At 70.3% G+C, this 21,228-nt stretch carries 21 protein-coding genes and 1 pseudogene; 15 read left to right on the top strand and 7 right to left on the bottom strand.

What is annotated here, in order from left to right; all coding sequences use genetic code 11:
- Nucleotides 1-12 precede the first annotated feature (12 nt).
- The 4 genes and pseudogenes from ACIHCQ_RS12190 to ACIHCQ_RS12175 form a co-directional block, all read right to left on the bottom strand.
- On the bottom strand, nt 13-825 hold the full coding sequence (locus ACIHCQ_RS12190) for an ABC transporter permease (protein WP_399660867.1): 813 nt from the start codon (nt 823-825) through the stop codon (nt 13-15).
- Nucleotides 825-1,763 (bottom strand): ABC transporter permease, encoded by a 939-nt coding sequence (locus tag ACIHCQ_RS12185; RefSeq protein WP_399660865.1) that lies wholly within the window; start codon nt 1,761-1,763, stop codon nt 825-827. The genes ACIHCQ_RS12190 and ACIHCQ_RS12185 overlap by 1 nt, the downstream gene beginning before the upstream one ends.
- Nucleotides 1,760-2,814 (bottom strand): annotated as a pseudogene (locus ACIHCQ_RS12180) (ABC transporter ATP-binding protein). Before ACIHCQ_RS12180 ends, ACIHCQ_RS12185 begins: the two are co-directional and overlap by 4 nt.
- Before the next feature lie 39 nt (nt 2,815-2,853).
- Nucleotides 2,854-4,101, bottom strand: coding sequence for a PotD/PotF family extracellular solute-binding protein (locus ACIHCQ_RS12175; protein ID WP_399660863.1), 1,248 nt, complete (start codon nt 4,099-4,101; stop codon nt 2,854-2,856).
- A gap of 242 nt (nt 4,102-4,343) precedes the next feature.
- Between ACIHCQ_RS12175 and ACIHCQ_RS12170 the strand changes: the two genes are divergently transcribed.
- Nucleotides 4,344-4,892: an NADAR family protein gene (locus ACIHCQ_RS12170; protein WP_399660861.1), complete on the top strand. Its 549-nt coding sequence runs from the start codon at nt 4,344-4,346 to the stop codon at nt 4,890-4,892.
- Here the strand turns inward: ACIHCQ_RS12170 and ACIHCQ_RS12165 are convergent.
- Complete coding sequence (locus tag ACIHCQ_RS12165) at nt 4,882-5,727, bottom strand: DUF4190 domain-containing protein (RefSeq protein ID WP_399660859.1); 846 nt, start codon at nt 5,725-5,727, stop codon at nt 4,882-4,884. The genes ACIHCQ_RS12170 and ACIHCQ_RS12165 overlap by 11 nt on opposite strands.
- A 112-nt stretch (nt 5,728-5,839) precedes the next feature.
- Here ACIHCQ_RS12165 and ACIHCQ_RS12160 point away from each other — a divergent pair, with 112 nt between their 5' ends.
- From ACIHCQ_RS12160 to ACIHCQ_RS12135, 6 genes are all read left to right on the top strand, one after another.
- Nucleotides 5,840-6,865, top strand: a complete 1,026-nt coding sequence (locus ACIHCQ_RS12160) for an adenosine deaminase (protein WP_399660857.1) — start codon at nt 5,840-5,842, stop codon at nt 6,863-6,865.
- A 50-nt stretch (nt 6,866-6,915) separates the two neighbouring features.
- Entirely contained in the window at nt 6,916-7,605 is a 690-nt protein-coding gene (locus tag ACIHCQ_RS12155) for a glycerophosphodiester phosphodiesterase (protein ID WP_399660908.1), read from the top strand.
- A gap of 113 nt (nt 7,606-7,718) precedes the next feature.
- Nucleotides 7,719-8,489, top strand: a complete 771-nt coding sequence (locus ACIHCQ_RS12150; RefSeq protein WP_399660856.1) for an SAM-dependent methyltransferase — start codon at nt 7,719-7,721, stop codon at nt 8,487-8,489.
- 46 nt (nt 8,490-8,535) lie between these two features.
- Nucleotides 8,536-9,759, top strand: a complete 1,224-nt coding sequence (locus ACIHCQ_RS12145) for a sensor histidine kinase (RefSeq protein WP_399660907.1) — start codon at nt 8,536-8,538, stop codon at nt 9,757-9,759.
- Complete coding sequence (locus tag ACIHCQ_RS12140) at nt 9,756-10,493, top strand: response regulator (RefSeq protein ID WP_399660854.1); 738 nt, start codon at nt 9,756-9,758, stop codon at nt 10,491-10,493. Before ACIHCQ_RS12145 ends, ACIHCQ_RS12140 begins: the two co-directional genes overlap by 4 nt.
- 73 nt (nt 10,494-10,566) lie before the next feature.
- The gene (locus ACIHCQ_RS12135; RefSeq protein ID WP_399660852.1) at nt 10,567-11,796 is read left to right on the top strand and encodes a serine hydrolase domain-containing protein; all 1,230 of its coding nucleotides are present in this window, start codon (nt 10,567-10,569) and stop codon (nt 11,794-11,796) included.
- Between the two features lie 38 nt (nt 11,797-11,834).
- Here the strand turns inward: ACIHCQ_RS12135 and ACIHCQ_RS12130 are convergent, their stop codons facing one another.
- On the bottom strand, nt 11,835-12,491 hold the full coding sequence (locus ACIHCQ_RS12130) for an NADPH-dependent F420 reductase (protein WP_399660850.1): 657 nt from the start codon (nt 12,489-12,491) through the stop codon (nt 11,835-11,837).
- A gap of 110 nt (nt 12,492-12,601) precedes the next feature.
- Here ACIHCQ_RS12130 and ACIHCQ_RS12125 point away from each other — a divergent pair, with 110 nt between their 5' ends.
- From ACIHCQ_RS12125 to ACIHCQ_RS12115, 3 genes are all read left to right on the top strand, one after another.
- Nucleotides 12,602-12,967: a winged helix-turn-helix transcriptional regulator gene (locus ACIHCQ_RS12125; protein ID WP_399660849.1), complete on the top strand. Its 366-nt coding sequence runs from the start codon at nt 12,602-12,604 to the stop codon at nt 12,965-12,967.
- A gap of 130 nt (nt 12,968-13,097) precedes the next feature.
- The gene (locus ACIHCQ_RS12120) at nt 13,098-13,460 is read left to right on the top strand and encodes a DUF1304 domain-containing protein (RefSeq protein WP_399660847.1); all 363 of its coding nucleotides are present in this window, start codon (nt 13,098-13,100) and stop codon (nt 13,458-13,460) included.
- Complete coding sequence (locus tag ACIHCQ_RS12115) at nt 13,457-14,008, top strand: TetR/AcrR family transcriptional regulator (protein ID WP_399660845.1); 552 nt, start codon at nt 13,457-13,459, stop codon at nt 14,006-14,008. The genes ACIHCQ_RS12120 and ACIHCQ_RS12115 overlap by 4 nt, the downstream gene beginning before the upstream one ends.
- Before the next feature lie 175 nt (nt 14,009-14,183).
- Here ACIHCQ_RS12115 and ACIHCQ_RS12110 read toward each other — a convergent pair whose 3' ends face one another.
- Nucleotides 14,184-15,623: a gamma-aminobutyraldehyde dehydrogenase gene (locus tag ACIHCQ_RS12110; protein WP_399660904.1), complete on the bottom strand. Its 1,440-nt coding sequence runs from the start codon at nt 15,621-15,623 to the stop codon at nt 14,184-14,186.
- A 210-nt stretch (nt 15,624-15,833) separates the two neighbouring features.
- Between ACIHCQ_RS12110 and ACIHCQ_RS12105 the strand changes: the two genes are divergently transcribed.
- From ACIHCQ_RS12105 to ACIHCQ_RS12085, 5 genes are all read left to right on the top strand, one after another.
- Entirely contained in the window at nt 15,834-16,322 is a 489-nt protein-coding gene (locus ACIHCQ_RS12105) for an Lrp/AsnC family transcriptional regulator (protein ID WP_399660843.1), read from the top strand.
- Nucleotides 16,307-17,686 carry an aspartate aminotransferase family protein gene (locus ACIHCQ_RS12100; protein WP_399660841.1) on the top strand — a complete coding sequence of 460 codons (1,380 nt, stop codon included), beginning with the start codon at nt 16,307-16,309 and terminating at the stop codon, nt 17,684-17,686. The genes ACIHCQ_RS12105 and ACIHCQ_RS12100 overlap by 16 nt, the downstream gene beginning before the upstream one ends.
- A gap of 194 nt (nt 17,687-17,880) precedes the next feature.
- Nucleotides 17,881-18,609, top strand: coding sequence for an ABC transporter ATP-binding protein (locus tag ACIHCQ_RS12095; protein ID WP_399660839.1), 729 nt, complete (start codon nt 17,881-17,883; stop codon nt 18,607-18,609).
- Complete coding sequence (locus ACIHCQ_RS12090) at nt 18,591-19,742, top strand: hypothetical protein (RefSeq protein ID WP_399660837.1); 1,152 nt, start codon at nt 18,591-18,593, stop codon at nt 19,740-19,742. Before ACIHCQ_RS12095 ends, ACIHCQ_RS12090 begins: the two co-directional genes overlap by 19 nt.
- A gap of 269 nt (nt 19,743-20,011) precedes the next feature.
- The gene (locus ACIHCQ_RS12085) at nt 20,012-21,133 is read left to right on the top strand and encodes an LOG family protein (RefSeq protein WP_399660835.1); all 1,122 of its coding nucleotides are present in this window, start codon (nt 20,012-20,014) and stop codon (nt 21,131-21,133) included.
- The last annotated feature ends 95 nt before the right edge of the window (nt 21,134-21,228 follow it).

The following is a 21,228-nucleotide window of genomic DNA, read 5'->3' as shown; positions in this document are numbered from 1 at the left end:
TCCTTCGCGTGGCTACTTGGGGAGTGCGGTCTTCTTCCGGCGGCTGCCGATGAGCTGGGCGGCGACCACGATCAGTACGGCGACGGCGAACATGGCCGTGCCGATGACGTTGATCTGGACGGGCGTACCGCGCTGCGCCGAGCCCCACACGAACATGGGGAAGGTGACCGTCGAGCCGGAGTTGAAGTTGGTGATGATGAAGTCGTCGAACGAGAGCGCGAACGCGAGCAGCGCCCCGGCGGCGATGCCGGGAGCGGCGATCGGCAGGGTCACCCGTAGGAACGTCTGGACCGGTCCCGCGTACAGATCGCGCGCCGCCTCTTCCAGCCGCGGGTCCATCGACAGCACCCGCGCTTTCACCGCGACCACGACGAAGCTCAGGCAGAACATGGTGTGCGCGATGAGGATGGTCCAGAAGCCCAGCTGCGCGCCCATGTTGAGGAAGAGGGTGAGCAGCGAGGCCGCCATGACCACTTCGGGCATGGCCATCGGCAGGAAGATCAGCGAGTTGATCGTGGAGCGCGCCCGGAAGCGGTAGCGGACGAGCGCGAAGGCGATCATCGAGCCGAGGACCGTGGCGGCGATCGTCGCCCAGAGGGCGATCTGGAGGGAGAGCGTGAGCGAGCCGCACAGGTCGGGGACCGAGCAGGGGTTCTGCCAGGCGTCCGTGGAGAACTCCCGCCAGGAGTAGTTGAACCGGCCGGCGGGCTTGTTGAACGAGAACACCATCACGACGAGGTTCGGCAGGATCAGGTAGGCGAGTGTGAGCAGTCCCGCGATGACGACGAGGTTGCGCCGTATCCAGTGCGTTGAATGTCGCAGCATCAGACGAGATCCTCCGTACCGGCCCGGCGGATGTAGACGGTGACCGTGATCAGCACGACCGCCATGAGGATGAACGAGAGCGCGGCTGCCGTCGGGTAGTCGAGCACCCGCAGGAACTGCGACTGGATGACGTTGCCGACCATCTTGGTGTCGGTGGAGCCGAGCAGTTCGGCGTTGACGTAGTCACCGCTCGCCGGGATGAAGGTAAGCAGCGTCCCGGAGACGACACCGGGCATGGACAGCGGGAAGGTCACCTTGCGGAAGGTGGTGGACGGCTTCGCGTACAGGTCTTCCGCCGCCTCGTGGAGCCGGGGGTCGATCCGTTCCAGCGAGGTGTAGAGCGGAAGGATCATGAACGGCAGGAAGTTGTACGTGAGACCGCAGATGACCGCGAGCGGGGTGGCCAGCAGCCGGTTGCCGTCGGTCATCCCGAGCCAGCCGGTGACGTCCAGGAAGCCGACGCTGCCCAGGACGTCCACCACCGGGCCGCCGTCCGCGAGGATCGTCTTCCAGGCGAGCGTACGGATCAGGAAGCTGGTGAAGAACGGCGCGATGACCAGGACCAGCAGCAGATTGCGCCAGCGGCCCGCCTTGAACGCGATCAGATACGCGAGCGGGTAGCCGAACAGCAGACACAGGACGGTGGCGCTGCCCGCGTACAGCACCGAGCGCAGGAACTGCGGGTAGTACTCGGCGAGCGCGTCCCAGTAGGTCTGGAAGTGCCAGGTGACGGTGAATCCCTCTTCGAGAGAGCCCGTCTGCACGGAGGTCGATGCCTGGTAGACGAGCGGCAGCGCGAAGAAGACGAGCAGCCACAGGATGCCGGGCAGGAGCAGCCAGTACGGGATGAGTCTGCGGCGGACGGACTGTTTGTGGACGAGTGGCTCGACCGGATCGGGGGCGGGTGGCGCTTCCGTGAGGGGTGTCGTCGTGGTCATGCGCTCTCCTCGACCGACTCCACACCGGCGTCAATGTCCTGCGCGGCGTCGAGGCCGAAGGTGTGTTCCGGGTTCCAGTGCAGGACGACCTCGGCGCCGGGGACCAGCCGCGTGTCGCGCTCGATGTTCTGCGCGTACACCTCAAGCTGCGGGCAGACCGGGCTGTCGATGACGTACTGCGTGGAGACGCCGATGAAGCTGGAGTCGGCGATCGTGCCGGTGAAGCGGTTGCGGCCGTCCGCGATGGTGCCCGCGTCGTGGCCGTGACGACGATTTCGCCGCCGCTGTTCTGGGCGACTTCGGCCTCTATGAGGTTGGAGGTGCCCAGGAAGTTGGCGACGAAGGTGGTCTGCGGGTTCTCGTAGAGATCGGCGGGCGCGCCGAGTTGTTCGACGCGTCCGGCGTTCATCACCGCGACCGTGTCGGCCATGGTCATGGCCTCCTCCTGGTCGTGGGTGACATGGACGAAGGTGATGCCGACCTCGGTCTGGATGCGCTTGAGCTCAAGCTGCATCTGGCGGCGCAGCTTGAGGTCGAGCGCGCCAAGCGGCTCGTCGAGGAGCAGCACCTGGGGGTGGTTGATGAGCGCGCGGGCGACGGCGACGCGCTGCTGCTGGCCGCCGGAGAGCTGGTGCGGCTTGCGCTGGGCGAAGTCGCCCAGTTCTACGAGGTCGAGCATGTCGCCGACCCGCTTCTTCACCGACTTGATGCCGCGGCGGCGCAGCCCGAAGGCGACGTTCTCGTAGATGTCGAGGTGCGGGAAGAGCGCGTAGCTCTGGAAGACGGTGTTGACCGGGCGCTTGTACGGCGGCAGCGCGGTGACGTCCTGGTCGCCGAGGAAGACGCTGCCGGTGGTGGGGTCCTCCAGCCCGGCGATCATCCGCAGGGTGGTGGTCTTCCCGCAGCCGGAGGCGCCGAGGAGGGCGAAGAAGGAGCCTCGGGGGACGGTCAGGTCGAGCGGGTGGACGGCGGTGAATGTGCCGTAGGCCTTGCTGATCCCGGAGAGGCGGACATCGCCGCCTTCTGCCGTCTTGCCGGTCTTGTCAGTCATGGGTCGCGATCCCAGGGGTGTCGGGGGCAGGGGAGGAGGTCAGGCGCCGATGAGCTTGGCGAACTTCTCTTCGTACGCCGTCTCTTCCTTGCTGCTCAGCGAGCGGAAGGCGTGGGACTTGGCGGCCATGGCCCGGTCCGGGATGATCAGCGCGTTCGAGGCCAGTTCCGGGTCGATCTTGGCGAGCTCTCCGGCGACGCCCTCGACCGGGCATACGTAGTTGATGTACGCGGCGAGCTGGGCGGCGACGGGCAGCTCGTAGTAGTAGTCGATCAGCCGGGTGGCGTTGATCCGGTGCCTGGCCTGCGCCGGGACCAGCAGATTGTCGCTGGAGGTGAGATAACCGGCGGCCGGGATCGCGTACCTGATGTCCGGGTTGGCCGCCTGGAGCTGGATGACGTCGCCGGCCCAGGCCAGACAGGCGGCGAGGTCGCCCTTGTCCAGGTCCGAGGTGTAGTCGTTGCCGGTGAAGCGCCGGATCTGCTTCTTGTCGACGCCCTTCTGGAGTCGCGCGACGGCGGTGTCGTAGTCGGCGTCGGTGAACTTCGCCGGGTCCTTGCCCATGTCGAGCATGGTCATGCCGACGGAGTCGCGCATCTCGGTGAGGAAGCCGACCCGGCCCTTGAGCTGGGGGTCGTCCAGCAGCTGGGTCACGGAGTCGACCTTGCGTCCGCCGGTCGCTCTGGAGTTGTACGCGATGACCGTCGAGATGCCGGTCCAGGGGTAGGAGTGGGCGCGCCCGGGGTCCCAGTCGGGGCTGCGGAACTGGGCGGAGAGGTTGGCGTACGCGTGCGGCAGCAGCGACGGGTCGAGCTTCTGCGCCCAGCCGAGCCGGATCATCCGGGCGGCCAGCCAGTCGGTGACGCAGATCAGGTCGCGGCCGGTGTTCTGGCCCGCGGCGAGCTGCGGCTGGATCTTGCCGAAGAACTCGACGTTGTCGTTGATGTCCTCGGTGTACTTGACCTTGATCCCGGTGCGTTGAGTGAACGCCTCCAGGGTCGGCCTGCCCTTGTCCTTCTTGCCGACGTCCATGTACTCCGTCCAGTTGGAGAAGCTGAGCTGCTTCTCCTTCGCGGAGTGGTCGTCCGAGTCCGCTGCCTGGCCCTCGCGCTTCGCGGGCGGGATGCCGCAGGCGCTCAGCGTCGTGAGGCCGCCGAGGGCGAGCGCGCCGACACCGGAGGCGCGCAGCAGCGAGCGGCGGGTGAGGGAGGCCCTGCCGCTGCTCAGGCTGCGCCGCATGGCGGCCAGCTGGGCCGGGGACAGGCGTTCGGGCTCGTACTGCTCCATGCGCGTATGCCCTTTCGGGATGGTTCGCCGTTGGTCGTACGGCTGTGGTTATCGGTCCCCGAAGCTCTCGCGGTGCATGTCCCTCTCCGTTGTTCCGGCCGAGGTTGACTGCCGATCCTGGCAGAGCAGGTGCAGCTCAACAAGGGATTCCGTTGTTGCCTTTTGGTTAAGCGACGGAATCGGTCGACGGTGATCATCAAAGGCCGGTCGCGTTGTCAGTGGTGGCTGCCAGACTCGCGTACATGGGGACCAAAAGGATCAAGTACCTCCATTTCTGGGGGCACGCGCCACGCAAGGACGGGACCATCGGAGCGAGCTGTCTCAGCCAGTGGTGGCCTTCGCCATTCATGGTCGACGGCGTGCGGTACGCCACGGCCGAGCACTGGATGATGGCCGGCAAGGCGCGGCTCTTCGCTGACGCGGAGGCGGAGCGCAAGGCGCTGGAGGCGCGCAGCCCGGCGGCGGCCAAGGAGGCGGGGCGGCTGGTGCGCGGCTTCGACGAGGCGATATGGGAGCGCGAGCGATTCGCCATCGTGCGGGCGGGCTGTCTGCACAAATTCGGGCAGAACGCCGATCTGCGCGAGTTTCTGCTGACCACGGGTGACCGGGTGCTGGTCGAGGCCAGCCCGCTGGACCGGATTTGGGGCATCGGGCTGGCCGCGGACGACGAACGGGCGCAGGATCCCGCGCAGTGGCGGGGGCTCAATCTGCTGGGGTTCGCGCTGATGGAGGCGCGTGAGGAGTTGCGGGCGGAATCGCGGACGGCTGGGGCTGAGGCGGTCAGCCTCTGACGCCGTCGACCGCCGGCGGTGCGTTGTCGATCAGCAGGGAGTTGGAGTAGTCGTCCTCGTAGTCGTAGTCGTTGTCGTCGTTGATCGCCTCGGTGAGCCCCCAGGCGAGCAGGGCGACGACGACCAGGCCGATGGCGAGGCCGATGGAGCCGAGGATGATCCCGGCCAGCGCCATGCCGCCGTTGGTGGCCTCGCCGCGCTGGGCGCGCTTCCTGCCGAGGATGCCGAAGATCAGGGCGAGCACGCCCAGGATGATCCCGACCACTCCGTACAGACAGAAGAGGCAGACGGAGAGGATGCCGAGCACCATGGCGGTGATGCCCATGCCGTTGGCGGGGGCGGGCTGCCAGGCGGGCTGGCCGTAGCTCTGATACCCGGGGTAGCCGGGGTATCCGGATCCGGGGCTTCCGGGAGGGCCGCCGTACGGATCGCCCATGCCCTGGCCGGGTTGCGGAGCGCTCGGCGCGGCGGGGTAGCCGTAGAGACCGGCGGGCTGGGCCGGTCCGCCGGGGGCTGTCGGGGGAGGCGGTACCGCGCCGGGGACGGGGCCGCCGGCGGGTCCCGCGCCGCCGGTCATCGGCATGCCGGGCATGCCGCCCGGTATCCCGCCGCCCTGCATGCTGCCCGGCACGCCGCCCGGCATGCCGATGACGGTCGGCTGCTCGTGCACGCCCGGCGGTATGGGGGGCGGCGTCGAGGAGGCGGCGGGCTTGTCCAGCGCCACCCTGTCCTGCGGCGCGGGGGGCTGTGCCGGGCTGGAGCTGTCCGGCGGGGCCCACGGGTCACGATCACGCGGCGCGGGCCCACCGGGCGGCTGGACCGGATTGTCTGACATGGTTCTCCCCCATCGTGGTTCGCGGTCATGCTACGGCCATCGCCCTGTCCTGGACCGGGCCACCTACGATGATCCCTGACCCCCAACGGCCCCCTGCACGCGGAGGACCCCGATGACCCGACTGCACCCCTTCATCGCGGGGCTTCCCAAGGCTGAGCTGCACGTTCACCACGTCGGCTCGGCCTCCCCCCGTATCGTCGCCGAGCTGGCCGCCCGCCATCCGGACTCCAGGGTCCCCACCGACCCCGAGGCGCTCGTCGACTACTTCACCTTCACCGACTTCGCGCACTTCGTCGAGGTCTATCTGTCGGTCGTGGACCTGATCCGCACCCCGGGGGACGTACGGCTGCTCACGTTCGAGGTTGCCCGCGACATGGCGCGGCAGAACATCCGCTACGCCGAGCTGACCGTCACGCCCTTCAGCTCGACCCGCCGCGGCATCGACGAGCAGGCCTTCATGACGGCGATCGAGGACGCCCGCAAGGAGGCCGAGGCCGAGCTCGGAGTCGTACTGCGCTGGTGCTTCGACATCCCCGGCGAGGCCGGACTCGAAGCCGCCGAGGAAACGACTCGCCTCGCCGTCGATCTGCGGCCCGAGGGCCTGGTCTCCTTCGGACTCGGCGGCCCGGAAATCGGGGTGCCCAGGCCGCAGTTCAAGCCGTACTTCGACCGGGCGATCGCCGCGGGCCTGCACTCCGTGCCGCACGCCGGTGAGACGACAGGACCGCAGACCATCTGGGACGCGCTGACCGAGCTGCGCGCCGAACGCATCGGCCACGGCACCAGCGCGACACAGGACCCTGCGCTGCTCGCGCACCTCGCCGAGCGGGGCATTCCGCTGGAGGTCTGCCCCACCTCGAACATCGCGACGCGCGCGGTCACCGACCTCGACCAGCACCCCATCAAGGAGATGGTCGCGGCCGGTGTGCAGGTGACGATCAACAGCGACGACCCGCCGATGTTCGGCAGCGACCTCAACAACGAGTACGCGGTCGCCGCCCGGCTGCTGGACCTGGACGAGCGCGGTGTCGCCGAACTGGCCAAGAACGCCGTGCGCGCGTCCTTCCTCGACGAGGCGGGCAAGGCGCGGATCACGGCCGAGATCGACGCGTACACAGCGGCATGGCCGACGCGCTGACCGGCGCGCTGACCGGTGCGACCGGTGCGACCGGCGGAGACAATGGCCCCATGCGCACCGTCAGCGTCGTGGGCCACCGCGGCGATCCATACCGCGCCCGGGAGAACACACTGCCCTCGCTCCGCTCGGCGATCGAGCGGGGCGCGGACTCGGTCGAGATCGATGTGCGCCTCACCCGTGACGGTGTGCCGGTGCTGCTGCACGACGCCTCGCTCAAGCGGCTGTGGGGTCTTGACCGGCCGCTCGCGCGACTCACCCACGCCGAGCTGCGGGAGCTGACCCTCGGCAGGGTGCCGACCCTGCGCGACGCGCTGCTCGCCGCCGACGGGCACCGGCTGATGATCGATCTGCCGGGGGCCTCGGAGCAGTCGGTACGGACGGTGGTCGCCGCCGTCCGCGAGTGCGGCGCGGCCGAGCGGACGTACTACTGCGCGGGCCCCGCCACCATGCTCGCGGTCCGCGCCGCCGATCCCGCGGCCGAGATCGCGATGACGTGGACGACGCTGGCCCCGCCGCGTCCGGTGCTGCTGAACGCGGTGCGGCCACGCTGGCTCAACTACCGGTTCGGGCTGCTCGGCACGGAACTGACCGACCGTATCCACCGGGACGGGCTGCTGGTCTCCGCCTGGACGGCGGACACGCGGCGCACCATGCGCCGACTGGTCGGGTTCGGCGTCGACTCGATCACCACGAACCGGGTCGAGGCGCTGCACCGCGTACTCGCCGCGCGCCACCCTTAATCCTCGGGAATCCTCGAATCCTTGGGCAAGGCCCCCTGCGCCGGGGTTCCGTGGCGATTCCGGCATGATGTGCCCCACGCAGCCGGCCGAGTGGCAAAGCGCGAGGAGCAGCAGTGACCGACAGGATCCGCACCGACATAGCCCACAACGCCCGCGTCTGGAACCACTGGCTGGGCGGCAAGGACAACTACGCGATCGACCGTGCCGTGGGCGAGCACGTCACCGGCATGTTCCCGAACATCGGCGAGGTAGCACGCGCGGACCGCGCCTTCCTCGGCCGCGCGGTGGCCCACCTCGCCGACGAGGCGGGCATACGGCAGTTCCTGGACATCGGCACCGGCCTGCCCACCGCCGAGAACACCCACGAAGTGGCCCAGCGGATCGCCCCCGACGCGCGGGTCGTCTATGTCGACAACGACCCGATCGTGCTGGCCCACGCGCGCGCTCTGCTCACTGGTTCCCCGCAGGGCGCGACCGAGTACATCGACGCGGACGCCCACCACCCGGAGCGGATCCTCGCCGCCGTCGAACCGACGCTGGATCTGAAGCGGCCGGTGGCGGTGATGATGCTCGGCATCCTGAACTTCATCCTGGACACCGACGAGGCGCGGTCGATCGTACGGACGCTGCTGGAAGCCGTACCGGCAGGCAGCTACTTGGTGCTCACCCACCCGACGCAGGAGCTGGGCGGCGAGGGCCAGGGCCCGGCCATGAAGTTCTGGAACGAGAACGCCACGCCGCCGGTCAGGACGCGCACGGGCGAGGAGATCGCCTCGTTCGTGGAGGGCCTGGAACTCCTGGAGCCGGGGCTCGTCTCCTGCGCCCAGTGGCGCGCGGAGGGCACGCAAGTAGCACAGTACGGCGTCGTCGGCCGTAAAACCTGAGGCTGCTGACACGTTGACCGGCACATTGACGCCGACAGGCCTGCGTATGCGTATCCGTACGCGTATCCGTACGCGGCTGCGCATACGCACCGCCAGTCCCTGGGTGACGGACATCGGCGTCGCCCTGCTGGTGCAGGGAGCGGTGACCATTCCCTGGGTCATCCCCCGGGGACCCGAACTGCCCGACGCCACCCTGGCGGCATATCTGCTGACCACGCTCACCGTGCTGCCGCTGGTGGGGCGCCGCCGGGCGCCCATCGCCGTACTCCTGGCCATCCTGGCGACGCAGTCGCTCTATGTACTGGCCGTCGACGGCCCCGGTCAGCCTCTTCCGTACGGCGGCCTTCTCGCGCTCTACAGCGTCGCGGCCCTGTCGCTCTCGCCCCATCGCCAGCTCATCGGCGGGCTGACGATCGCGAGCGTCTTCCCTGCGGTGGCGATGAACTCGGGCGAGGCGCGGGAGCTGCTCTTCTCGCTCTTCGTCTTCGCCGCCGCGTACGCGCTGGGCCGGCTGACGCACACCCGCCAGGCGTACACCCAGGCCGTGGAGGACCGCGCGGCGCAGTTGGAGCGGGCGAACCGGATCGAGGCGGAGCAGGCGGCCGAGCAGGCGACGGCCCGGGAGCGGGCCCGTATCGCACGGGAAATGCACGACATCCTGTCGCACGCCGTCAGCATCATGATCGTCCAGGCGGAGGCGGGCCCGGTCGCCGTCCGCACGGCTCCCGAGCGCGCCGAAGCCGCCTTCGAGGCCATCTCCGAGACCGGCCGGGACGCGATGGAGCAGTTGCGGCGGATGCTGGGCGTACTGCGGGAGGACGCGCCGCGGGCGGCCCCGCGCGAGCCGCAGCCCGCGCTGGCGGATCTGCCCGCGCTGGTGGAGCGGGTGAGCGGCAGCGGCCTGAAGGTCGGTTACGAAACGGCGGGCCGCGCCCGGCCGCTGCCGCTGGACACCGAGGCCACCGCCTTCCGCGTGGTCCAGGAGGCGCTGACGAATGTCGTCAAGCACGCGTCCGCGACCACCGTGTGCGTACAACTGGCGTACAGCGTGGACGAGCTGACGCTGACTGTCACCGACGACGGGTGCGGCCCCGCCACCACGACCACCGGCGGCCACGGTCTGATCGGCATCCGCGAGCGCACGGCCGCGCACGGCGGCACGGCCCGCATCGGCCCGGGTCCGGCCGGCACGGGCTTCCAGGTCCAGGTCCGGCTGCCCCTGCCCGCGCCCCAACCACTCGTAAACTCCCGGCTCAAGGTGGGCAATTGACAATCCGTGTGGTGGTGGCCGACGACCAGGAGCTGGTCCGCAGCGGCTTCGCGATGATCCTGGACGCCCAGCCGGACATCGAGGTGGTCGCGGAGGTCGGCGACGGCGCGCAGGCGGTGGACGCGGTGCGCCGGCTGGCCCCCGAAGTGGCGCTGCTGGACATCCGGATGCCCGGCATGGACGGCATCGAGGCCTGCCGCGCCATCTGCGCCACGACCGCCTGCCGGACGGTCATGCTGACGACCTTCGACTCCGACGAGTATGTGTACGAGGCGCTGCACGCGGGCGCGAGCGGCTTTCTGCTCAAGGACGTCCGCCGCGACGATCTGGTGCACGCGGTACGGGTGGTGGCGGCGGGCGACTCGCTGCTGGCGCCCTCGGTGGCGCGCCGCCTCATCGCCGACTACACGGCGCGCCCGGCCGCTGCCGCCCAGACTCAGGCTCAGGCTTCCGCCCGGCTGGAGAATCTGACCGCCCGCGAGCGCGAGACGCTGTTGCATCTGGCGCGCGGCCTGTCCAATGCGGAGATCGCGGCGGCGCTGGTCGTCAGCGAGCACACGGTGAAGACCCATGTGGGCAATGTGCTGGCCAAGCTGGGCCTGCGCGACCGTATCCAGGCGGTGATCTGCGCGTACGAGACGGGTCTGGTCACTCCCTCGGCGGAGGGAGAGGCCGCCCTGGCCTCCCCCGCGCAGGCGAGGAAACGGACGGGCGAGGACCGCTCGCTCCGGTGATCCGCCGGAGCGTCGTGATCACCAGGATGGAGTCCATCAGCGACAACGGATTCCACGCCACGGAGGCCCCACGATGAACGCCCGCCGCTGTACCCGAACCGTCCTCGCCGCCGCCGTGGTCCTCGGCGTCATGGCGGGACCGGCGGCCCCCGCCTTCGCCGCCGCTCCCACCTCTTGCTCGGCTTCCGTGACAACCGGTCAGGAGGCCATGGACCCCGAGGACGCCAAGGCCCTGTGCACGGCGATCGCCGGACTGCCGAACGCCGCCGCGACCGCCGCGCTCGTACGGGTCGGGGGCACCGAGGGCACCTGGCGCGGCAGCTCCGGCGTCCACGACCTCGTATCGGGCCGCGCTGCCGACCCGGACGCCCGCTTCCGGGCCGGTTCGGTGACGAAGGTCTTTACCGCGGCAACGGTCCTCCAGCTCGCCGCCGAGAAGGAGATCGACCTCGACCGCTCGGTCCGCGCCTATCTGCCGGAGCTGATCCCGGCGGCGTACGAGAAGGTCACGGTGCGCCAGTTGCTGAACCACACCAGCGGCCTGCCCTCCGCCGACTGGCCGGGGACGACCGTGGAGGAGGCGTACGCCAACCGCTTCCACATCTTCAAACCGCGCGAGGTGGTCGCATCGGCGACCGCCAAGGCCGAGCTGTACCCCGCGGGCACGCAGCAGAACTACAGCAACATCGGCTACACCGTGGCCGGGCTGCTGATCGAGCGGGTCACGGGCCACTCGTACGAGACAGAGGTCACCCGCCGCATACTCAAGCCGCTCGGCCTGCACGGCACGTCGTTCCCGGGCACCGACCCGCGGATCCACGGCCCGCACAACCGCGGCTACCAGTCCTTCGTACTGCTGGGGGTACCTCCCACGCCCCTGGGCGTAGGGGGAGGCACCACGGAGCTGCGCGATGTCAGCGTCTGGAGCAGTACGGACGGCTGGGCGGCGGGCGACATCATCTCCACCACCGCCGATCTGGAGCTGTTCACGCGGGCGCTGTTCAGCGGGAAGGTGGTGCGCGGGCCGCTGCTGAAGGAGATGTTCACGCTGCCCCGCCTGGAGAAGGGCACCGCGGCCTACAGCGTGGGCCTGACGTCCTGGAAGCTCGGGGGCCGTCAGGTCTGGGGCAAGACCGGCGGCCGGTGGGGCTACAACACGGGCATCGGCGGCACGCCTGATCTCTCCCGCACGCTCGTCTACAGCGTCAACTCCACCGACGCGAAGGGCCGGAACGAGAACCCGGTCGTGATGGGCCTCATCGTCGCGGCGTTCGGCGCGCCGACCCCGCCTGACCCTGCCTGATCTGCGGCCCCCAGCCTGATCCGGCGGCCCCCAGCCCCTTACCCTGCGGCGAATTCGAGGGGCGGGGCGATGGCCTGAGCGTCGACGCCCTCCCCCACCCACAGCCCGATCAGCAACGCCGCCGTGGCCTCCAGCAGCCCGGCCCGGCCGAGCCCGCCCCCGGAGACGGGCTCGCACCCGAGGTCCTTCACCAGACCCCGCACCACAGCGAGCGCGGATTCGTCGTCGCCGCACAGCGGCACCGCGAGCGCCCGTCCGCCGAACTCGGGCGGGGTGAGCCGCCATACGCCCTCGTGGCAGAGGTTGAAAGCTTTGACGACCCTCGCCTCTGCCCCACCGGCTGAGGCCGCAGCGGCGATGCCCTCGGCCGCCGACGGACCCCCGCCGCCCGCCAGTGTGAACCCCGGCCCGAGGTCATTGGTGCAGTCGATCAGGACACGCCCCCGCAAGGTCTCCCGCAACACCCCGGCCTGCTCCCGCGCGGCGGTGTACGGCAGCGCCAGCAGGACCGCGTCCCCGAACTCGGCCGCCTCCTCGAAACTCCCCGCCCGCGCGCCCCCGCCGATCCGCTCCGCGAGAGCGGCCGCCTTGTCCGCGTCCCGCCCGCCGACCATCACCTCGTGGCCCGCACCGGCCGCCCACCGCGTCCCCAACGCGTCCGCCATACCGCCCGCGCCCAGAATCCCTATCCGCACCGACGCACTCCTTCAATCTCTCTCTGGTTGGCTTGGTACGGACGACAGTAGGCAGCCCGACAGGCACCGATCGGTACCTCACAGCTGCGGTATGCACCGGAGGCGCACCGATGCCCACAGGCCCCACGACACGCGACGGCTTTCTCGCCGACTGCCGTGCCCGGATCACCTTCGACCTGCTCTCGAACACATGGAACGGGGTCACGCTCTGGGCGCTGCGGGACGGTCCGCGCCGCCACGGTGAGCTGCGCGAACGGATCGGCGGCATCAGCGCGAAGGTGCTCACCGAGACGCTGCGCCGCCTGGAGTACAACGGCCTGGTGGAGCGCAGCGCGTACGCCGAAGCGCCACCGCGCGTCGACTACGCGCTCACCGCGCTCGGCCGGACCCTGCTCGAACCGATTGAGGTGCTGGGCGCCTGGGGCTTCCTCCACGGCGACGAGGTGCTTCAGGCCCAGGACGAACGGCCTCAGTGACTTGACCGGCCTCAGCGACTCAGCGGGCGCGCCCCCGGCTTCCACAATCATGGACAGGTGTCTATAGTTACTGGACAGTCGTCCATGAAGTCGCGCGCGAAGCAAGCGAGCAGCGAGAGATGAGCCCCTCATGAATGCAACGGCCCACGTCCTGGTCGCCCTGGTGGCCGCGCTCCACGTGTACATCCTGGTTCTGGAGATGTTCCTGTGGCAGCGCGGACCGGGCCGCCGCCTCTCCGGATTCGACGCCGAGATGGCCCGCGCGACCGCCCCGCTCGCCGCGAACCAGGGCCTGTACAACGGCTTCCTCGCCGCCGGCCTGATCTGGGGGCTGATAGCCGCCGACCCGACGGGTTACCGGGTGCAGGTCTTCTTCCTCAGCTGCGTACTCGTGGCCGGGCTGTACGGCGGCGCCACCGCGAACCGCCGCATCCTGGTGGCCCAGGCGCTGCCGGGCGCCCTCGCCCTGGCGGCCGTACTGGTGGCCGGATGAGCGACCCGAGGGCAGAGCGCACCCGCGCCCGGCTGCGTCAGGCGCTGCTGGAGGAGTGCGCCGAGCACCCGCTCGAAGAGGTCAGCGTCGCCGCTCTGGTGCGGACGGCGGGGCTGAGCCGGGCGACGTTCTATCTGCACTACCCGGACCTGCGGGCCCTGGCGGTCGACGCCTGCGCCGAGGTGGTACGTGACGCGGTGGACGCCCTCCACGCCTGGCGCGGCCCGGCCCCGGCCGAGCCGCCGCCCGCGCTGACGGAATTCTTCACGAACCTTGTCCCGCACGCACCGCTGTACCGGACCCTGCTGCGTACGGGCGGCAGCGGTCCGCTGGGCGAGCTGCTCCACCGCGAACTGCGCGAATACAGCCGAAGAGAACGGATGCTGGCGGGCGCCCCTGCCGCCGATCTGATCGCCTCGGCGGTGGCGGGGACCTTCGCGGGCGTCCTGGCGGACTGGCTCCACGGGCTGATCGAGGCGGACCCGCCGACCATGGCACACCAGGTCTGGCGCCTGCTGGTGGCGCTCCACCGCACGCCTGTGGGCTGAAGCGCGCGAGCGACGGCCGGCCGAGACATTCCGGGCGCTGGTCCTGGGGACAGTCCGCGAGCCATGCCCAGGGGCAGGGCAGACTCAGACTGACCACCGACGCGGAGGCGTTCAGCCGTCCCTGCCGGACCGGGTGTCCGGTCCGGCAGGCGCGCAACGCACAGCTGTCAGCTCGTCAGCCGTCGAGCGACGTCATCACGTGCTTGATGCGCGTGTAGTCGTCGAACCCGTACGCCGACAGGTCCTTTCCGTAACCCGACTTCTTGAAGCCGCCGTGCGGCATCTCCGCCACCAGCGGGATGTGCGTGTTGATCCACACACAGCCGAAGTCCAGCGCCTTGGACATCCGCATGGCACGCGCGTGGTTCTTGGTCCACACCGACGACGCCAGCGCGAACTCCACGCCGTTCGCCCACTCCAGCGCCTGCGCCTCGTTCGTGAAGGACTGGACCGTGATCACCGGGCCGAAGACCTCGTGCTGAATGATCTCGTCGTCCTGCTTCAGCCCGGAGACGACCGTCGGGGCGTAGAAGAACCCCTTCTCGCCGACCCGGTGGCCGCCCGCCTCCACCTTGGCGTGCGCCGGAAGCCGCTCGATGAAGCCCGACACGTGCGCCAGCTGGTTCGCGTTGTTCAGCGGGCCGTACAGCACATCCGCCTCGTCCGGCGCGCCCGTCTTCGTCTCGGCGGCGGCCTTCGCCAGCGCCGTCACGAACTCGTCGTGGATCGACTCGTGGACCAGTACGCGCGTCGCCGCCGTGCAGTCCTGCCCGGCGTTGAAGTAGCCCGCCACCGAGATGTCCTCGACGGCCTTCGGGATGTCGGTGTCCTCGAACACGACGACCGGCGCCTTGCCGCCCAGCTCCAGATGCACGCGCTTGACGTCCTTGGCCGCGGAGGCGGCGACCTGCATGCCCGCCCGTACGGAACCGGTGATCGAGGCCATCGCCGGAATCGGGTGCTCCACCATCGCCCGGCCGGTCTCGCGGTCGCCGCACAGGACGTTGAACACGCCCTTCGGCACGATCGCGCCGATGATCTCGGCGATCAGCACCGTTGACGCGGGCGTCGTGTCGGACGGCTTGAGGACGACGGTGTTGCCCGCCGCCAGCGCCGGAGCGAACTTCCAGACGGCCATCATCATCGGGTAGTTCCACGGCGTGACCTGCGCGCAGACGCCGACCGGCTCGCGCCGGATCATGGAGGTGAAGCCCTCCATGTACTCGCCGGACGCTCGGCCCTCCAGCATGCGCGCCGCGCCCGCGAAGAAGCGGACCTGGTCCACCATCGGCGGGACCTCTTCGGTACGGGTGAGCTCCAGCGGCTTGCCCGTGTTCTCCGACTCCGCCGCGATCAGGTCCTCGGCCCGCTCCTCGAAGGCGTCCGCGATCTTCAGGAGCACCTTCTGACGTTCGGCCGGGGTGGTGTCGCGCCAGGCGGGGAACGCGGCCGCGGCAGCGTCCATGGCGGCGTCGACGTCTGCCTGCCCGGAGAGCGGCGACGTGGCGTAGGCGTCACCGGTGGCCGGGTTGACGACCTCGATGGTCCGCCCGTCGGCGGCGTCCCGGAACTCCCCGTTGATGTAGTTGCGCAGACGACGCAGCTCGGTGGTCACTGTTGCCACCCCTCCTGTTCAGAAGTCAGATCAGTCAGCTCAGTCGGAGCTCAGTCGGAGCTCAGTATGTCCGATGGGTGAGACACCCAGCCTAATCGCTCCGCTGACGCTTTCGACAGGCCTGACCCTCCGCAACTTCGGATTCAGTGAGATTGAGGTCGATCAACAACGGATTTCATCGCTACGGGGTTGCCAGACGGGCGAGTCGCAGTGCAAAGTGAGCCCGTGGCCAGCCCCAGCAGAGAACCCAGGAACACGATCGACGCGGTCTCCCTCGCGATCATCGAACAGCTCCAGGAGGACGGCCGGCGCCCGTATGCCGCGATCGGCAAGGCTGTGGGCCTGTCCGAGGCGGCCGTGCGCCAGCGCGTCCAGAAGCTGCTCGACCAGGGTGTGATGCAGATCGTCGCGGTCACCGACCCGCTCACCGTGGGCCTGCTGCGCCAGGCGATGGTGGGCATCAAGGTCGAGGGCGACGTCGACCCGGTGGCCGACGCGCTCACCGCCATGGCCGAGTGCGAGTACGTGGTGATGACCGCGGGCTCCTTCGACCTCATGGTCGAGATCGTCTGCGAGGACGACGACCATCTGCTCGAAGTGATCAACAAGCGGATCCGCGCGCTCCCCGGCGTGCGCTCCACCGAAAGCTTCGTCTACCTCAAGCTCAAGAAGCAGACCTATATGTGGGGAACCCGATAGCCGTGAGCAAGGATCTCTCCCGGACCGCCTACGACCACCTGTGGATGCACTTCACCCGCATGTCGTCGTACGAGAACGCCCCCGTGCCGACCATCGTCCGCGGTGAGGGCAACTACATCTACGACGACAAGGGCAAGCGCTACCTCGACGGGCTCGCCGGTCTTTTCGTCGTCAACGCAGGTCACGGCCGCCACGAGCTCGCCGAGACCGCGTACAAGCAGGCACAGGAGCTCGCCTTCTTCCCGGTGTGGTCCTACGCCCACCCCAAGGCCGTCGAGCTGGCCGAGCGGCTCGCGCACTACGCCCCCGGCGACCTCAACAAGGTCTTCTTCACCACGGGCGGCGGCGAGGCCGTCGAGACCGCCTGGAAGCTGGCCAAGCAGTACTTCAAGCTGCGCGGCAAGCACACCAAGTACAAGGTCATCTCGCGCGCCGTCGCCTACCACGGCACCCCGCAGGGCGCCCTGTCCATCACCGGACTGCCCGCGCTGAAGGCGCCCTTCGAGCCGCTGGTCCCCGGCGCGCGCAAGGTGCCGAACACCAACATCTACCGCGCGCCGATTCACGGCGACGACCCGGAGGCCTTCGGCCGCTGGGCCGCCGACCAGATCGAGCAGCAGATCCTCTTCGAGGGCCCCGAGACGGTCGCGGCGGTCTTCCTGGAGCCGGTGCAGAACGCGGGCGGCTGCTTCCCGCCGCCGCCCGGGTACTTCCAGCGGGTGCGGGAGATCTGCGACCAGCACGACGTACTGCTCGTATCGGACGAGGTCATCTGCGCCTTCGGCCGCCTCGGCACCATGTTCGGCTGCGACAAGTTCGGCTACATACCGGACATGATCACCTGCGCCAAGGCCATGACCTCGGGCTACTCCCCGATCGGCGCGTGCATCATCTCCGACCGCATCGCCGAGCCGTTCTACCAGGGCGACAACACCTTCCTGCACGGCTACACCTTCGGCGGGCACCCGGTCTCCGCGGCCGTGGGCATCGCCAACCTCGACCTCTTCGAGCGCGAGGGGCTCAACCAGCACGTCCTGGACAACGAGGGCGCGTTCCGGGCGACGCTGGAGAAGCTGCACGACCTGCCGATCGTCGGCGACGTGCGCGGAAACGGCTTCTTCTACGGGATCGAGCTGGTGAAGGACAAGGTCACCAAGGAGTCGTTCACGGACGAGGAGACGGAGCGCGTGCTCTACGGCTACCTCTCCAAGGCGCTGTTCGAGAACGGGCTGTACTGCCGCGCCGACGACCGTGGCGACCCGGTCGTACAGCTGGCGCCGCCGCTGACCGCCGACCAGTCGACGTTCGACGAGATCGAGGGGATCCTGCGGACGGTACTGACGGAGGCCTGGACAAAGCTGTAGTCGTTTCCCGTTCCCGGTCCCGCTCCGGTCCCGGGGCGCGCCGTCCGACTCGGCCATCCGAGTGAGATGGGGCGCACCCGGGCCGTGTGCTTCCCGACACCCCGGTTCTGAATCCATAGCGTGCCAAGTGACCGATCGGCCCTGTCTTCGTTCCCCCGGACAGGGGAAATCTGATCAGAACCGAGGTGTACGCCATGGTGACCCCGCCGGACAACGATGTGCTCTGGGCGCGTTCCCTGCACCACTCCCACAGCGACTCGCCCGCGCTCGTCGGCGTATCGCTGGGTGTGCGGGAAGGCGAGATCCTCGCCGTGTGCGGACCGCGCGGCAGCGGCAAGACCACGCTGCTGCGCTGCCTGTCCGGCCAGCAGATCGCGGAGCAGGGCGAGGTGTGGTTCAACAGCGCCCCGGTGCACACGATGAGCCCGTCGGCGCGCGAGCGGCTGCGGCGGGACCGATTCGGGTGGATCGACCCCGAGGCCACACTCGTCCCGGAGCTGACGGCGTGGGAGAACGCCGCGCTGCCGCTGCTGCTGCGCGGCTCCTCGCACCGGGGCGCGAGAACCACCGCGATGGAGTGGCTGGAACGGCTCGACATCGGCATGTGCGCCCGTATGCGCCCGCGTGCCCTCTCGCAGGCGCAGCGGCAGCGGGTCGCCGTCGCGCGTGCGCTGGTCGGGACGCCGTTGGTGCTCTTCGCGGACGAGCCGACGGCGCCACTGCACCGCGCGGACGCGGCGCAGGTGCTGCGTACGCTCACGGCCGCGGCACGCTCGCACCGGATCACCGTCGTACTCGCCACGCACGACGAGCAGGTGGCGGCGCTCGCGGACCGTACGCTCACGCTGGTCGACGGGCGGCGCGTGAACTCCCTGGCGACGGCCGATCTGGAAGGCCGGGCCGAGTGCTCGCTCTCCGTCTAGCCCGCGGTACGCACCCGCTGGTCCTGCTGCGCCGGCTGCTGGTGGCGGTGGCGTCGGCGGGGGTGGGCTTTCTGCTGCTCTGCGCGCTGACGTACGGGCTGGCCCATCCCACCGACTCCTCGGCCGGACTGCGCCTGCTCTGGTGCCTGATTCCGCTGGCCGCGGCGGTGCACTTCGCGGTGGCGGTGGCGCGTACGGACCCGAGCACCCGGCCGAGGCGGGGCCTGTCGGCGGTCGGCCTGGGCCCGGTGCGCCTGGCCCTGCTGGCGGCGGTGTCCACCGCTGTCACCGGGACGCTGGGCAGCGTGCTCGCGCTGCTCGTCTTCCTCCATCTGCGGGGCGACCTGGGGTTGCCGCACGGGGGCGGGGCGGCAGAGCTACTCGCGGCGGGGCAGGGGCTGCCGCCCGCGGCGGTGCTGACGCTGCTCGCGCTGACGCCGATGGCGTCGACCGCGGCCGCGGCGGTGGCGCTGCGCCGGCGCGGGGATGCTGAGCCGCCGTCTGCCGGGCGCGAACAGACGTGGCTTCCGTGGGGAGTCGCGCTGACCGCCGCGGGCCTGGCGGTCGAGACGTACGCGAGCCGGGGCGGCCCCGGTGGCCCCCACTCGCCGCTCGCGGCACTGCCCCTCCCGGTCCGCTTCGAGGGCAGCCCGGCGGGCGTCCTCGCGGGCTGGACGGTCACGGCACTGGGCCTGGCGCTCGTCGGCCCGGGAATCACCCAACTGTGCGGCCGACTGCTTCAGTCGGCCCGCCCGGGGGCGACGCGACTGCTGGCGGGCCGCATCCTGATGGCGGAGTCCCACCGCATCGGCCGCCCGCTGGGCGTGGTCTGCGCGGTGGCCGCGGCGGCGACCACGGCCACGACGCTGTACGGCTCGGGCCCGAGCCCCTTCGGCCCGCTGACCGGCCTCGGCGCGACTCTGGTCGTGTCGTGCGCCATGGGGACGCTGCTCACCGCGGCCCTGGAGGCGAGGCAGTCCCGCGCCGACACGACGGCGGCCCTGCACCGCCTGGGCGCGCCGAAGGCGGCGCTCCGGGAGGCCGTGACACTGCGCGCGGCGGTCCTGCTGGCGGTGTTCGCGCCGCTGGGGTGGGTGGTGGGGGCGTTGGCGGCGCTGCCGTTGTCGGGGTGAGGGTTGTCGTCCCTTGTCGGGGGCGCTGCCCCCGAACCCCCGCGCCTCAATCGCCGGCGAGGCTCTTTAGAGCCCGTCCGGCGATTGAGGACTGGGGGTACCTCCCACGCCGCTAGGCGTAGGGGGAGGTCTGGGGCGGAGCCCCAGTTCGGGAAGGGGCGGGTAGGGGACAGCCCGCCGCAGGCGCCACCCGCACCACCGCACCCCGCACGCGACCGCGCCCCGCACCCACCCGCGCCCGCCCCGCCCCCACCCCCTATCGTGACCCCATGCCCCTCGGACAACACCGCCCCACCGACCGGGAGATCGAGTCCCTCGACGAGTTCGACGACGTCGTCTCCCGCGGCTCCCTCGTCGGGTACCGCGTACAGTCCGTCGACCTCACCCACCGGACCTTCGCGCTGCTCTCCGCCGACACCTCCACCGCCGTGTTCCTCGGCTGCCCCATGGAGCCCGGCGCCGCCGCCAAGGTCCGTGCCGACGGCGCGCTCGTCTTCCCGCCGGTGCCCGATGTGCCCTTCGACCCGTACCGCGGGCTGCTCTACTCCCCCGACGAGCTCTTCGACGGCCTCGCCGCCGACGGCTACGACGCCACCCCGGACGCCCTCGCCTACGCCTGGTTCCAGCGGACCAAGGCCGACGGCGACATATTCAGCTCGATGCTCCGCTCGATCCACGACGACGCGATCTCCGACGCCTTGGACGAACTCCTCGTCGGCGCCCGCGTCGTGGGCGTGATGGGCGGTCACGCGATGGCCCGCGGCACGGACGCGTACGCCGGTGCCGCCCGCCTCGGGCGGGCGCTCGGCCGGGCCGGGTTCACCGTCGCGACCGGCGGCGGGCCCGGCGCCATGGAGGCCGCAAACCTCGGGGCGTACGCCGGCCCGTACCCCGATGACATGCTGGACGAGGCGCTCGAACTCCTTGCCAAAACCCCGTCGTTCGTCCCCTCCGTATCGGACTGGGCAGCCGCCGCCTTCGACATACGGTCGCGCTGGCCCGGCGGCGGCGAATCCGTCGCCATCCCCACCTGGTTCTACGGCCACGAGCCGCCGAACGCCTTCGCGGGACACATAGCCAAGTACTTCGCCAACGCCGTCCGCGAGGACGGTCTACTGGCCCGCTGCCGCGCGGGAGTGATCTTCCTGCCCGGGGCCGCCGGCACCGTCCAGGAGATCTTCGACAACGCGACCCCGAACTACTACGAGTCCCGTGGCGAGCCGACCCCGATGGTCCTCGTCGACCGCGCGCACTGGACGGAGCGGCTCCCCGCCTGGCCGCTGCTGCAGTCCCTCGCGGCGGGCCGCCCGATGGAGTCCCGTATCGCGCTGGTCGACACGGTGGACGAGGCCCCCGACGCGCTGCGCCGGCTGTCCGGTCTCAACACGTAGCGACGTAATCCCTGCACACAGGCAACGCACAGGGCCGAACGCACGTCTGGCAGTCCGTCGGAACGACATCGCGAACTGACCCACGTGAACGGAGC

Source organism: Streptomyces sp. NPDC052236 (genome assembly GCF_044548015.1).
GTDB lineage: Bacteria > Actinomycetota > Actinomycetes > Streptomycetales > Streptomycetaceae > Streptomyces.
This window is presented reverse-complemented; position numbering and strand designations above follow the sequence as displayed.